The sequence below is a fragment of the Cellvibrio sp. QJXJ genome, from assembly GCF_024452345.1.
Classification (GTDB): domain Bacteria; phylum Pseudomonadota; class Gammaproteobacteria; order Pseudomonadales; family Cellvibrionaceae; genus Cellvibrio.
In genome coordinates, this window is record NZ_CP101662.1 from 1,877,289 (window position 1) to 1,891,147 (window position 13,859).

The 13,859-nt window shown below is 49.3% G+C and carries 15 protein-coding genes; 5 read left to right on the forward strand and 10 right to left on the reverse strand.

All coding sequences use genetic code 11. The features are described from left to right. Positions 1 to 337 precede the first annotated feature (337 nt). The 3 genes from NNX04_RS08095 (at position 338) to NNX04_RS08105 (ending at position 3,009) form a co-directional block, all read left to right on the forward strand. Positions 338 to 910 (forward strand): Hsp20/alpha crystallin family protein, encoded by a 573-nt coding sequence (locus NNX04_RS08095; protein WP_261948084.1) that lies wholly within the window; start codon positions 338 to 340, stop codon positions 908 to 910. A 141-nt stretch (positions 911 to 1,051) separates the two neighbouring features. Continuing rightward, a complete protein-coding gene (gene dapE, locus NNX04_RS08100; protein ID WP_261948085.1) occupies positions 1,052 to 2,203 on the forward strand; it encodes a succinyl-diaminopimelate desuccinylase in 1,152 nt (383 codons plus the stop codon). 83 nt (positions 2,204 to 2,286) lie between these two features. Beyond that, positions 2,287 to 3,009 carry a lipoprotein intramolecular transacylase Lit gene (locus NNX04_RS08105; RefSeq protein ID WP_261948086.1) on the forward strand — a complete coding sequence of 241 codons (723 nt, stop codon included), beginning with the start codon at positions 2,287 to 2,289 and terminating at the stop codon, positions 3,007 to 3,009. A gap of 70 nt (positions 3,010 to 3,079) precedes the next feature. Here NNX04_RS08105 and NNX04_RS08110 read toward each other — a convergent pair whose 3' ends face one another. The 8 genes from NNX04_RS08110 to NNX04_RS08145 all read right to left on the reverse strand — a co-directional run bounded on the left by NNX04_RS08110 (position 3,080) and on the right by NNX04_RS08145 (position 10,436). Next, positions 3,080 to 3,670, reverse strand: coding sequence for a hypothetical protein (locus tag NNX04_RS08110; protein ID WP_007643012.1), 591 nt, complete (start codon positions 3,668 to 3,670; stop codon positions 3,080 to 3,082). A gap of 198 nt (positions 3,671 to 3,868) precedes the next feature. Beyond that, the gene (locus NNX04_RS08115; protein WP_261948087.1) at positions 3,869 to 5,164 is read right to left on the reverse strand and encodes an MFS transporter; all 1,296 of its coding nucleotides are present in this window, start codon (positions 5,162 to 5,164) and stop codon (positions 3,869 to 3,871) included. Then, a complete protein-coding gene (locus NNX04_RS08120) occupies positions 5,142 to 6,227 on the reverse strand; it encodes a Gfo/Idh/MocA family oxidoreductase (protein WP_261948088.1) in 1,086 nt (361 codons plus the stop codon). The genes NNX04_RS08115 and NNX04_RS08120 overlap by 23 nt, the downstream gene beginning before the upstream one ends. A 60-nt stretch (positions 6,228 to 6,287) precedes the next feature. Further along, on the reverse strand, positions 6,288 to 6,746 hold the full coding sequence (locus tag NNX04_RS08125) for a DUF4442 domain-containing protein (protein WP_261948089.1): 459 nt from the start codon (positions 6,744 to 6,746) through the stop codon (positions 6,288 to 6,290). After that, positions 6,747 to 7,568: an ABC transporter ATP-binding protein gene (locus NNX04_RS08130; RefSeq protein ID WP_261948090.1), complete on the reverse strand. Its 822-nt coding sequence runs from the start codon at positions 7,566 to 7,568 to the stop codon at positions 6,747 to 6,749. It lies immediately after the preceding gene. 1 nt (position 7,569) lies between these two features. Beyond that, a complete protein-coding gene (locus NNX04_RS08135) occupies positions 7,570 to 8,571 on the reverse strand; it encodes a FecCD family ABC transporter permease (protein ID WP_261948091.1) in 1,002 nt (333 codons plus the stop codon). A gap of 22 nt (positions 8,572 to 8,593) precedes the next feature. Next, a complete protein-coding gene (locus tag NNX04_RS08140) occupies positions 8,594 to 9,526 on the reverse strand; it encodes an ABC transporter substrate-binding protein (protein WP_261948092.1) in 933 nt (310 codons plus the stop codon). Between the two features lies 1 nt (position 9,527). Next, positions 9,528 to 10,436, reverse strand: a complete 909-nt coding sequence (locus NNX04_RS08145) for an ROK family protein (protein ID WP_261948093.1) — start codon at positions 10,434 to 10,436, stop codon at positions 9,528 to 9,530. Between the two features lie 172 nt (positions 10,437 to 10,608). Between NNX04_RS08145 and NNX04_RS08150 the strand changes: the two genes are divergently transcribed. After that, complete coding sequence (locus NNX04_RS08150; protein ID WP_151056780.1) at positions 10,609 to 11,013, forward strand: PilZ domain-containing protein; 405 nt, start codon at positions 10,609 to 10,611, stop codon at positions 11,011 to 11,013. A 40-nt stretch (positions 11,014 to 11,053) separates the two neighbouring features. After that, entirely contained in the window at positions 11,054 to 11,431 is a 378-nt protein-coding gene (locus NNX04_RS08155; RefSeq protein WP_007643028.1) for a PilZ domain-containing protein, read from the forward strand. 19 nt (positions 11,432 to 11,450) lie between these two features. On the opposite strand, the gene radA is transcribed toward NNX04_RS08155, so the two are convergent. Next, positions 11,451 to 12,821, reverse strand: coding sequence for a DNA repair protein RadA (gene radA / locus NNX04_RS08160; RefSeq protein ID WP_007643030.1), 1,371 nt, complete (start codon positions 12,819 to 12,821; stop codon positions 11,451 to 11,453). Positions 12,822 to 12,830: 9 nt separating this feature from the next. Next, the gene (locus NNX04_RS08165; protein WP_261948094.1) at positions 12,831 to 13,751 is read right to left on the reverse strand and encodes a hypothetical protein; all 921 of its coding nucleotides are present in this window, start codon (positions 13,749 to 13,751) and stop codon (positions 12,831 to 12,833) included. Between the last annotated feature and the right edge of the window lie 108 nt (positions 13,752 to 13,859).

A 13,859-nucleotide genomic window follows, 5' to 3' on the forward strand; every position in this document is an offset into this window, starting at 1 on the left:
ATTCCCACAAAACAATCGTAGCTAACGAAGCTGCGGCCTTAGATAAGGACACCATAAATAAAGTTCAAGGCACCAGATAAAAAAATTTAATGACCATGAAAAACCCGTGAAAAAGGATAGGCACAGATTAATAAAACAAATTTATGTTGGCATTTGTTTTTATAGAAAAAGCATCTAGCAACATGGCTTGAAGTCAGGCAATTCCAGCCTTAGTTAATAATTAACCGCGCTATTTGATCCAACACAAATGTGCAGCGGGTCATTGGCGCTAGGCTGTTATTGACAGTTATGTCAGCCACACTTAACTACCGATGATTCACCACAACAGGAGGTGCTTATGAACAGATTGCAACTCAACCCCTGGAACTGGTTTAAACATGAAGATGCCGGGCAACAAGCGCCCACTACAACCAGTGCCAGCAAGGAAGAAAAAGACAACACCACCGGCAGTCACCCCATGCTGCGTTTGCAGCGGGATATTGATCGGTTATTTGATGCAACCTTTCGCGATTTCAATATGCCATCGCTCAACAACCGCTGGCCAAAAGACGGGCTATTCAACATCACCGGTTTTCAGGCCAAATTAAATGTTGCAAGCGATGACAAGAGTTACCAGATCAGCCTGGAGGCACCCGGCTTGACCGAGAAGGACATCAATCTGGAAATCAACAAAGGTGTACTTACTATTCGCGGTGAGAAAAAAGAGGAAAAAGAATCCAGCGATAAACACTACTACCGGATGGAGCGTTCTTTTGGCAGTTTTCAGCGTGTACTCACCCTGCCAGAGGATTGCAACCAGGACGAGATAAGCGCGTCCATGAATCACGGTTTGCTGGAGATCACTATTCCGCGCAAAGCGTTACCACCAAGTGAAAGCAAACGCATCAGCATCAATAACAAAGCCAGTTAAACCCGCACAGCCCTCCGCCGGAGGGCTTTTTTCTGCCCGCAATCAAACCTGCCTTGCTAGAGCCACCCGTCGCAAACCTGTAGAATCGGCGCCATCTTTAATCGCATCTTATTTTGCGGCCTCTTCTTTCTGGATATCGCCATGACTTCTGCCTTAACACCCACATTGCAACTTGCTACTGATTTAATTCGCTGCCGCTCGGTAACACCAGAGGACGATGGCTGCCAGGAAATGATGATTCAACGCCTTGAAGCGATTGGCTTTAAAACCGAGCGTTTGCGTTTTGGTGAGGTGGATAATTTTTGGAGTATTCGCGAGGGCAGCGACGACGCGAACGGCCCGATTTTGGCGTTTGCAGGCCATACCGATGTAGTGCCTACCGGCCCCGAAACAAACTGGAATAATCCACCCTTTGAACCACAAATTATCGACGGCATGCTGCACGGGCGCGGCGCGGCAGATATGAAAGGTTCACTCGCCTGTATGGTGGTCGCCTGCGAAAACTTCATCGCCAAATACCCCGATCACAAAGGCCGTATCGCCTTTTTAATTACCAGCGACGAAGAAGGTCCCTCCATTAACGGCACGGTAAAAGTGGTGGAGTGGCTGGAAGCGCGCAATACCAAAATGACCTGGTGCATTGTGGGCGAGCCCTCAAGTACCGCACAAGTTGGTGACGTGATTAAAAATGGCCGACGCGGTTCGCTCGGCGCGATCTTAAAAGTGAGAGGCATTCAGGGGCATGTGGCCTACCCGCACCTGGCCGATAACCCGATTCATAAACTTGCCCCTGCACTGGCAGAATTAGCTGCAGCCCACTGGGATAACGGCAACGAATTTTTCCCCGCCACCAGTTTTCAAGTTTCCAATATAAATGGCGGCACTGGCGCTACCAATGTGATTCCCGGTGAAGTGGAAGTGGTATTCAATTTCCGTTTTTCTACCGAACTCACCGATCAAATACTGCGCGAGCGCACGGAGATGATTTTAAATAAACACCAGCTTACCTATGACCTGCAATGGATACTGAGCGGCCAGCCGTTCCTGACACCGCGCGGTGATTTGGTAAATGCGGTTGTGGATGCGATCAAAATCGAAACCGGTTTGGATGCAGAACTCTCAACCTCCGGTGGCACCTCCGATGGCCGTTTTATCGCCCCTACCGGCGCGCAAGTAGTGGAGCTGGGGCCAATCAACGCCACTATCCACAAAGTGAACGAATGTATTAGCGCCGATGATTTAAATAAACTTACCGGGATTTATGAGCGCACACTGGAAAAATTGTTGACCTGATAGCACCTGTGTTTTACAAAAATAGTCTCTGTGTTTTACAAAAAATAGTCCCTGTGTTTTACAAAAACCGGATGCGTAAATAGATGAAACACCTACAACACTTTTTATTGTGGCCGCTATTTTTTACCTGCCAGTTAATCGTGCTGGCGCTAGTCAGTTGGCACCTGCTGGCGCAGTTTCATTTTGCTTACCCGACGGGCTACAAGTTATTAAATCTGGATCAACATATTGCCGAATATGCTCCGCAGAATCGCTACAAACAGCAGTTTGAATTCACCACGCCCGCAGACCACTGGCGCCTGTTTGGTGAAATTACTGATGCAGTGCAAAACAGCGGTAAAGGCTTGGGAGATATTCGCTACCCATTGCCGAGCGGGCAAACAACGCCACTGATGCACGAGGCAGAAATTGTGCACCTGCAAGATGTCGCCAATTTAATTGATGTGTTTTATGCAACCGGCGTGAGCTGTCTGTTTATGTGGCTGGGGTTAATCGCACTGACCTATTGGCAGAGACTGGTGCCACCTGCCAGCAAACATATCCTGTTAGGTTTTTTAGCGGCCACCTTGGTAATTGCACTGGCAATAGTGCTGATCGGCCCCACCGCCGTGTTCTATTGGCTGCATGTGCAAGTTTTTCCCGAAGGCCACCAGTGGTTTTTTTATTATGAAGAATCGCTGATGACTACCTTGATGAAAGCACCGGATATTTTTGCTTTTATCGCCCTGCTGTTGGTAGCCCTGCTGATTACACTGTGGAGTGCAAGTGTTTACGGGTTGAACAAACTGCTGCAATCCCGCCGCTAATCTGAAATCACTAAATTCAGCGCAAAAAAAAACCGCAGCGGTAACTGCGGTTTTTTTACTTCCGGTTTAATTACACGCGACGACGTGCAACAAACATAGACAGTAAACCCAACATCAACAATACGCCGATGTTTGCTTCTGATACTTGTATCGCAGGCTCGCCTGAACCCCACAAATGCATATTCGACAAACCACCGCCATTACCACTGAGCTTTTCATAAGACCAGGTACCGGAGGTATTACCTTCACTGATTGACCAGGCAAAATGGTCTGGATCGTATTTACCATTACCGACATGAATAGACAGCGCCGCTTTGCCGTACACAGTCCAGAAATCTTCATCGATAGCCCAAGTACCAGAGATTGGGCCACCACTGCCCCAAGTACCTGACAGCAGGGTCACCGTTAAAAAACCAGAATTCAAGCTGCCGCCAGTACCGTTTGCACCGGCAACACCACCCAAGTGATCCCAGTCACCGCCAAAATAACTCTCAATATCAGATTCTTTGGTATTGCCGGAACCCACTTCGCACAATTCGGCCGAGGTCAGGGTAGCGGTACGATATTGATTACCGCAGGTAATGCTTCCCGCTGAAGCTACCAGGCTCCACAAACTTGCTACTGCAACAACAACTCCAGACTTGATCAATGACTGCAACACGGCGGTCTCCTTAAAATTTGATTTTAAAATGTGACACGATCCACACTTGTTACAACCAAAGCATGAAATATGCCAAAATAAATATCAAACACAACACAATGATTCTTAAAGAATTTCAGTTTTAACTTGGCACGCAAATCATCATAAATGTAAATTTATCCGACACCTTAATGATTTTTACGCCAAAAGTTTCGGGGATTAACGATCATCACCCCGTAAACCTGGCTTGGCGCGTAGGCGATAAAAGGCCCAAATCAACAGGGCTCCAATGAGCAGCGCAAAGAGTGGCGCCTGCCATAACAGCGCATTGCGCAGTGCCATTCCCTCAGGTGTAGCAGGGAAACTGGCAAGCAGCAATGAAAAACCCAGGCTAAACAAACCATACCCCAGGTTAAAAATCAGCCCTTTTACCGACAGTACTGTTGCACGGCGCGCAGAGTCAGCCTCCTGATGCAATACACGGCTGACAGTAAACCCATGCAAGCCCATTGTGGTCATCAGCAACAGCGCCGGAACCACCCCATAAATACGCCATGCAGGCACCAATGCCAGCAAACCAATTAGCGTCAGCAGTGCAATAAGCCCCAAATTGGTGAGCAGGGAAAAACGCGCATTTAACCGCTTGGCAATGCCCGGTACAAACCAACCCAGCACACCTAAAGCTGCACCAAAAAAACCGTAGGTCCATTCAGGTAATTCAATCAGACGATAGTAGCTGCTGTTGATGGTCGCAAAATTGCGCACAATGGAATCAAGCGCTACGCCCACTAAAATCACCACCAGAGTTTTGGGATTAGTAAAAACCCAACGCGCGGTATCTACCGTGAGTTTAAACGCATGAGCGAGCGGTGAACCCGCCGCAGAGTGGTGAGGTTCCACCATGCGCAGGGTAATAACCAAACATACCAGCGCCTGTAACAACACCAAAATAACCGGCAGGCGGTGCGCGATGGTTGAATCTATATGCCATGCCGCTGGTAGCAGTAAATTTACTGCTTGGGCATCGTAGAGCAAACCACCCACAATCATCGCTACCACAAAACCCAGCGAACGCCAGCGCATTACTTTAGCCAATAAGTAATCCCAGGCATGAGCACGATTTTCTGCCGGTAACGAATCGTAAGCCAGCGCCTCATCTGCCCCGCTCGCGCAAGCTTCCGACAACCCGGAGCAAATGCGATTGATAATGCAAAACACCAATAGCAGCAGCCCTGCATCGCGCGGCGCGAACAACAAACAAAGCATCTCCACAATCATTAACACTGAAGCGGCAATTAATAACCTGCGCCGCCCAATCGTATCTGCCAATGCGCCAGAGGGAACTTCAAATAAAAAAATCGTCAGCGCCCAAATTAAATTGAGCATTACAAATTGATCGAGCGTTAAACCCAGGTCGATAAATAAAATCGCCAATACCGGGTAATAGGCACGCGCCGAAAAAAAGACACTGAAAATAACAAACCGATTGGCGTTACGGGAGATATCTTGGGTCATAACTTTTTCTCTGCTGAGAGTCGCTGGTCAAATAAATAAGCACCCCGTTGCGCGCGCTTTCCTCCCCCGCCAACAACAGCTCCACACCGAGCAATGATTGCTCCGGTAAAAACAGCAGCGGCGCCTTATCTAAAATCGCCTCCACAATATTTCTATAATATTTTTCATAACAGCCGCGCTCACCCGCTACAACCTGGCGTTTTGTTTCGCCGTGGTGATGGGTATGTTGCACACTGTAGTTATCATCACCGGGTTGTGCCCAACCAGACTTTCCGGGAATAACACCCTGCATGAGCTGACCTTCTTGCACATCCTGCCCGAACTTCAGGAATGAACCTTTATCGCCATGAATGGAAACGGTTGCGCCTTTTTCGCTAACAAAAGTATTGGAGCGCAGCAGTACACGCATGTCGTCGTAGTGAAAACACACATTAAAATAATCGGTAGAACCTTCCGCGCGGCGCAAGCTGCGCATGTCCGCATACACGGCGCCTGGCTTGCCAAACAAGCAAAGCATGGAATCTACCATGTGGATACCTAAATCGAACCAGGTACCGGAACCTGGCAGTTTGTCTTCTTTCCATTTTTTGTGGGTGATGTTGGTGCGGTAGCGATCGTAATGCCATTCCACTTCCACAATGCGGCCCAGCACACCCGACGCGACAATTTTCTGCGCATCCAGGTGATCGCTTTCCAAACGTTTATTTTGAAACACCGAGAGAATTTTTTGCTGTTGCTGTGCCAATGCAATTAATTCATTGCCTTCATCCAAACTCAGGGTAAAGGGTTTTTCCACCACTACATGTTTACCGGCAAGCAGCGCGGCTTTGGTCATTGGGTAGTGCAATTCATTGGGAGTATTCACTACTACTAAATCAATAACGGGATTGGCGATTATTTCTTCAAAGGTTTTGGCGACATGAACCTGTGGGTAGTCTGCCAGTGCGGTAGGTTCACTGCGCTGCAAAATCGTGTGCAGGTTCAAGCCTGGTTCGGCGGCGATAAGCGGCGCGTGGAAAACCTTGCCTGACATACCATAAGAACAAAGTGCGACATTGAGCATAAGAATTACCACATAAAAGGGAAATGAACGGGATCGTTTGCTGGGCGTGTGAACAGGGTTTTAATTCGCGCGCGCACGCGGTTTTAACTTTATGTAGACGCGGCGTTTAACACGGGCGACGAGTTTGTCGTGATCGTCGAGAATATCCACACTGAACTCAGGAATATATTTTTCACCATTGGCCGTTTTTTCACGAATCTCCGCCAGAGTTTCGTCGCTGATTTTAAAATGGGCGTGCACATGGGTTTTACCCGGGGCGACGTAATCTATTTCCGCGTGTTTGTCCCACACAAAATAATCGCTACCCAGATTGTGCATCAACAGCAACATATACCAGGGATCAGTCATGGACATTAAGCTACCGCCATATTGCACGCCCACATAATTGCGGTTGTACCAGCGCAATTTTAACGTGACGTGAGCTTCGCGGTAATCAGCCGCGAGGTAGGTGACTTTAATGCCGGCAAAAAATAATGGCGGCCAAGCATTTACCATCCATCTGAACAGGTTTGCTTTCATTTAAATCACCCGTTTACGCGGAATAATCACTACACCATCTTCACGGCAATCCACATAGGCGCTAATGCCATACACCTGTTGCAAATTTTCTGTGGTAAGCACTTGAATCGGTTCGCCGTCCGCAACAATTTTTCCGTGGTGCATGAGCACCAGGCGCGAGCAAAAACGTGCCGCTAAACTTAAGTCATGGAGTGCGGCAAACACCGTACCGCCCTGCTGTGAATGCTCGGCCAGTAATTCCATCATATGCAACTGGTGATAAGGGTCGAGCGCCGCGATAGGTTCATCGGCCAAAATAATTTTTGGCTCACCGGCAAATACACGCGCAAGCAACGTGCGCTGCAATTCACCACCAGACAATGTGGTGACGATACGCTGACGAAAATCCGTCAATTCTGTTATATGCAACGCATGCTCAATGGCGCTTTTATCGCGCGCCGATTTACCACTCATAGGTTTATGCCAGGGCGCGCGCCCGAGCCCTACCAAATGCTCTACCTGCAGTGGCCAAGCTGGTGTTTCCTGTTGCGGCAAATAGGCAAGAATTTGTGCGCGCTCACGCGCGGGAATTTTCGCGAGCAGTTGTAGTGCGGTTTCAGCAGTTACAGCCAAACTCACTGTACCGGTGTCTGGCGGCTGCAAACCAGCCATTACCCGCAGCAGTGAGCTTTTACCGGCGCCATTGGGGCCAATTAAACCGACAAATTCACCCGCATGAAGTTGCACACTGGAATCCACCAAAATTGAATTGCCATCGCGTTTGAGGCAGACCTGTTGTGTACCGAGTTGTGCCGCGGGCTGCATGTTGGAACTAGTGCTCATATCAGGCCCACCGTGAACGGGTTTTTAAAATTAAAATCAGGAAAAATGGTGCACCAATTAGCGACGTAACCACCCCAATTTTTAATTCGCGTGCACTGTCAAACTGACGCACCAGAATATCGGCCAGCACTAATAACAAAGCACCACCGAGAGCACTGGCCAGCATTAAGCGGCCGGGGCGATAACCTACAAAGGGTCGCAACAAGTGCGGAATCACCAAGCCAATAAAACCAATCGCGCCACTCACTGCTACACAGGCTCCGACCGCGATAGAAATACCCAACAATAAAATGCCCCGCTCGCGATGATTATTAAAACCGAGCGAACGCGCGCTGTCTTCACCCAAACTAAGCGCATCTAAAAAACGGCTACGGCTGAGCATCATCACCCAACCAATCAGCGCGAGTGGCAAGGCGATACTCACGTGATCAAAATGGCGATTCGCAAGCGAACCCAACAACCAAAATACAATTTCCTGCATGGCGTACAAACTGGGCGCAAAATTTAAAGTCACCGCAATTAAAGCCACCATAATCGAACTCATCGCCGTGCCCGCCAGAATTAACGCGAGCATACTGCTGTGCAAACCGGCGAGCACATACACCATAAATAAGGTAAATAACGCACCGACAATCGCCGCGCCCGGCAACCAATACCACGCACTGGCCGCTACACCAAAATACAAGGTGCAAATAGCACCAAAAGCAGCGCCACTGCTCACCCCCAATACGCCAGGGTCAGCCAGTGGGTTGCGCAACAAACCCTGCATAGCAGCGCCCGACATTCCTAGCGTTGCACCAATCACCAACGCGAGAATTAGACGCGGCAAGCGAATTTGACCAATCACGTTCGCCGCGAGGGTTTGTTCGCCGTTTAAAAAATCCTGCAAGCCTTTGATGACTTCAATATCGGCAAGGCCCGTGTTGAGCGCCATTACCGATGCAATTGCAATAGCCAGTACCAGCAAGCAGGTTAAGGTTGTAAATGAGATTTTGGTCTGCAAAGGTGAATACCTGTTAAGTAATTTATTTCGCCAGAGAATTTTTTAATTGGGCGGCCACATCACTGATCACCGTGGCCGCGCACCCCGATAACCCTGCCGGCAAGGTGACCACGTTAAAATCAGCATGCTGCAATGCAGGGTGTGAAAGATATTCACGCGCAAGTGAATAAGCATCGTCACTGCCGCGTTCCACAATTAAAATTTGCGGTTTGGCACTGAGCAGTAATTCCAGATCAAGCTGATTAAAACCAAACATGCCGCGCTCTGCGGCCAGGTTACGCAAACCGGCGAGTTGCATTAATTCGTGCTCCAAAGTGCCGTCGCCAATCACAACACCATTAGCCGAATACCAAAAAGCCGTGAGTGGTGTTTTATCTTGATTAGCTGCTTGTAGCTCGGCAATCTGCGTACTGATTTCTTTTACCATCAACTCAGCTTTTTCGCGTTCACCTACCATATCAGCCAATTGTAAAATTTGGTCGTTAATATCTTTCAGCGTGCGCGGTAATGGTAAACGCTCTACTCGTTTTCCGAGTTTTTGTAGCAGTTCAATAGGGCTGCGCTGATCAAACTCGCCAGCAAAAATAACATCAGGTTTAAGCGGGACAATTTCTTCAGCCAAACCGTGATTCACTGGCATGCCTTTAACTTGTTCGGCAATGGGCGACCAGATGGGGTCGGCCGTGAGATAGCTGATCGATACCAATCGTTCACGGGGTACCAGCTCCCAGAGTAATTGATCGATGCAAATGTTGAGTGAAGCAATTCGCTGCGGTGCTATTGGGGTTGTGAGTGCGGTGAGCGTTGTTTGTGAATAAACCAGGCTCGATAAAATCGACAACAAAAAGCCCATCGCAAACTGGATGGGCTTTTTAGACGCAACTTTTTCGCACAGCGCGCTTTTAAAACCGGCAAGAGGAAAATCAATCAGTTGAAACACTGCAAATAGTTTCATCTTAAAGTGGATTCAACCAAGCAGCACCGCGCACACCGCTAGAATCACCGTGGATTGCAGCTACTAAAGGTGTATCGCATTCACCGCCAAATACGTATTTCGGCAATCGCTTGGGTACTTCGGTATAAATTGCTGCGATATTGGATGCCCCGCCACCGAGCACAATCACATCCGGATCAAGCGTATTGATAATGGTTGCCAAGCCGCGTGCAAGTTGATCGTAATAATTTGCCAATACCTGCTGCGCCATGGTTTCACCTTGCGCCGCGCGCTCGACAATTTCATGGCCTTTGATTTTTTCTCCACCCGCAACATGATAAGAGCGACATAAACCGGTGCCGGATAAAAACGTCTCCATACAACCCGCCTTACCGCAATAACAGGAGCGTGCATTTAATTCGGCCTCGCTAGTCCAGGACAAGGGGTTGTGCCCCCACTCACCAGCAACGCCGTTGGGGCCGACAATCGGAGCCCCCTTAAAGGCGAGACCGGCACCACAACCCGTGCCGAGAATACCGGCAAATACCAGATCGTAACCACGCCCGGCGCCGTCAGTCGCCTCGGATACTGCAAGACAGTTTGCATCGTTAGTGACTTTGACATCGCGCTGTAAAAAAGCAGACAGGTCTTTTTGGAACGGCTTACCATTGAGCCAGGTGGAGTTGGCATTTTTGACAAAACCGGTTTTACGCGAAACAGTGCCGGGAATACCAATGCCCACCGGCAAATGGTTCTGACCTGCGGCTGCTTCAGCTTGCGCCACTAAACCGGCTATATCGCGCAGGGTCGCGGGGTAATCATCGCGCACTGTGGGGATGCGTGTACGAAACAGCTCCTGACTATCCCCATTGAGCAGGATCACTTCTGTTTTAGTCCCGCCCAAGTCGATACCAATGCGAAATTCAGTCATAAAAATCAATCCGTTATCTATTTGTTGGTTATTGCTGCGAAATTATAGGTGGCGCTTGGCAAGCGAAGCAATTGAGTACAGAAATTAACAATTAGCAGCGACAAAAAAATGGCGATTTGGCGAACGGGAGCTAGACTCTAGTGCATATCCATGCCCTGCCGATTAATTATTTATGAACGATCAACCAAGCTCTAACATACAATCAACACCCACCTCTGCCAGTGAACGCCGAAAATTCAGTCGTATTCTATTTGATGCCCATGTCGAATTAGCGCAAGGCGATTTCCACTGGCGCGCCACCTTGCTGGATATTTCACTCAAAGGATTATTGCTGCAGCAACCACTCCCCAAGGAAGTATCCATCAGTGAACCGGCGCTGGTAAAAATATTGCTGTCCGACAATACAACCATTGCTATGTCGGTCACTGTAGCGCATCAACATCACCAGCAGACAGGGTTGGTCTGCAGTTCGATTGACATCGACAGCGTAAGCCACTTGCGCCGCCTGATCGAACTGAATTTGGGTGACGCAACAGCTGCCGAGCGCGAGCTGTCTGAATTAATCAGCGATTATTAATTCTGCGCCCCGTTAACTATGACTGAAGGAAATCATAACCATGATGCCTAATGACCTGGAAACCAGCGATTTAACTGACGAGGACAAACGCCGATTCCCGCGCTTTCCCTTGCGTGCCTATGCTGACTTGCAGTACTCCACCAAAACCTGGGAAGCCCATGTGTTGGACTTATCCGAAAGCGGAGCACGCCTTGCGCTGCTGGATGAACACCTTTTGCAAAAAGGCGATGCACTGCGTGTACATATTGATTTGGAAAATTTGAATCTGGTTACGTCAAATAAAAAGCGATTGGATTTGCATGGCCGCATAGTACATGTGCGCGAACATATTCTCGGCTTTGAATTTCAGCCGGATACGCCGGCCGATAAGACATTGTTATACGAACTCATCACCTTAATTGAAAACGGCCACGAGTAATAAGGCGCGCGCTGTAGCCTTAAAGCGCCGCTAAAGCTTCCTGCAAATTTTTTACCGCCACCACCTCTATCCCCAACTGTTTATCGCGCGGGGCGTTTGCAAACGGGACTATGGCGCGTTTGAAACCGTGTTTGGCCGCCTCGCGCAAACGCTCGTGACCACTGGGTACCGGGCGAATCTCTCCCGATAAACCCACTTCGCCAAACACAATTAAATCCTGCGGCAATACCCGGTCGCGAAAGCTGGAGACTACCGCGAGCAACAGCGCTAAATCTGCACTGGTCTCCATTACCTTCACGCCACCTACCACGTTCACAAATACATCCTGATCGCCCACCATAATGCCGCCGTGACGATGCAACACGGCCAACAGCATGGCGAGGCGATTTTGATCCATACCTACCGCAACACGGCGCGGGTTGCCGAGGTGACTGTCATCTACCAGTGCTTGGATTTCTATCAATAGCGGGCGCGTCCCCTCCCACATCACCATCACTACCGAACCGGATGATGCATCCTCTGCGCGCTGCAAAAAAATCGCCGAGGGGTTGCTCACTTCGCGCATGCCCTGCTCGGTCATGGCAAACACCCCCAATTCGTTTACCGCACCAAAACGGTTTTTATTGCCGCGTAACGTGCGGAAGCGCGAGTCGTTATCGCCCTCTAACAAAATCGAACAATCGATCATATGCTCCAGCACTTTGGGGCCGGCGAGTGAGCCGTCTTTGGTGACGTGGCCCACCAAAATTAATACTGTGCCAGTCTGTTTCGCAAACCGCGTGAGATAAGCCGCACTCTCGCGCACTTGCGATACCGAACCGGGGGCGGAGGCAATATCCTCCATGTGCATCACTTGAATCGAGTCGATCACCATCACCTTGGGCGCAACTTTTTGCGCAATCGCACAAATGGCTTCCACGCTGGTTTCGCTCAGCATTTGTAATTGATCGGTCGGCAACCCTAAACGCTGGGCGCGCATAGCCACTTGCTGCAGTGACTCCTCACCGGTGATGTACAGCGCAGGCATAGTGCGCGCTAAATTGCACAGGGTTTGCAATAGCAAGGTGGATTTACCCGCGCCCGGGTTACCGCCAATTAACACTACCGAACCCGGTACAAAACCACCGCCGAGCACCCGGTCAAACTCACCTGCACCACTGCTAAAACGCGGCACATCATTGAGCGATATTTCAGCAAGGGTTTGGATTTTATTCCCCGTGGCACCACCGGCGTAACCTTCAAATTTCGCTGCGCGATTGGTGGGTGTTGGCCCCAAGCGCACTTCACTCAAACTATTCCAGGCACCGCACTCCGTGCACTGCCCTTGCCACTTTTTATAATCCGCACCACATTCGTTGCAGACAAACGCGCTTTTGGTTTTTGTACTCACGAGCGTTCCTTATTCCTGATCTTTGGTGAGCCGGAGGTAAGCACCTAAACCCACCAGCAGCGCTACCGCGGCGATCAACATAAATACCGCGGAATTGAGATGTGTGGCATCGCCCAGCAGGGATTTAAACATCAACAACAGCGATTCAATGGACACCGCAATGACAATCGCCGACATAAACCGACTGATGGTGCGGCGTGTTGATCCGGTGTGATGAATGTCTTTGTGCAGCAGCACTTCCTCTTCCAGAATCGTTTTACCCAAATCAAAAATCGCCAAGCCCAAGGTCACCAGAATTACCGATTGGAATGCTTGGGTGGCGGTATTGGTGTGTTCATAAACCATATCAAATAACGATGTGCCCGCTGAATAGAGCAGTAGAGAGGAAACGATTACCAACATCACACCGATAATGCCGTAAACCACCTGAAAGAAAGGGTGCACAACGCGGCGCAAACTATCGCCATTCAAAAAGGTGATGAGTTTTTCCAAATTAAAATTAATCACCAAATAACAGGTATTGCCATTGTTATCGATAAACCGTTGTACCGCCGAAATGGCGAGCTGATGAGTGGCGCTGGAAAGATAGGGTTGGGTAACCGTTGCCGCCGCAACATTTTCACTGGCGCGGGTGTAATACACACGATTGCTGCGATCCGACCCCAAACCGGGCTCACGTCGTTTGGGGTCCGGCACGGTGGGTGACGCGGCGGATTCGGTAATTTGCGCGCCCTTATCGTTAATACAATAAAGCAACTCAACAAATGGATAAGACTCATGCAACCGTTTTACCACGGTGTTGAGATGTTCATGGGAGGTATCCATTTTGGCTGGAGCCAGTGAAGTCACAATCGACTCCAACAGCCGCTCAATTTGCGCTTGGTATTCGTCGTACTTTTTTAACAGATAGAGGTAATTGCGTGGGGTCATGAATACTTCTCAGGCGGGAATGATAGAAAACATGGCGGCATCATTGCCAAAAAGCCTGCCGAGTACAAGATTTTCTCCCGTTAAAACAAAAAAGCCCGAAGGCAGGCA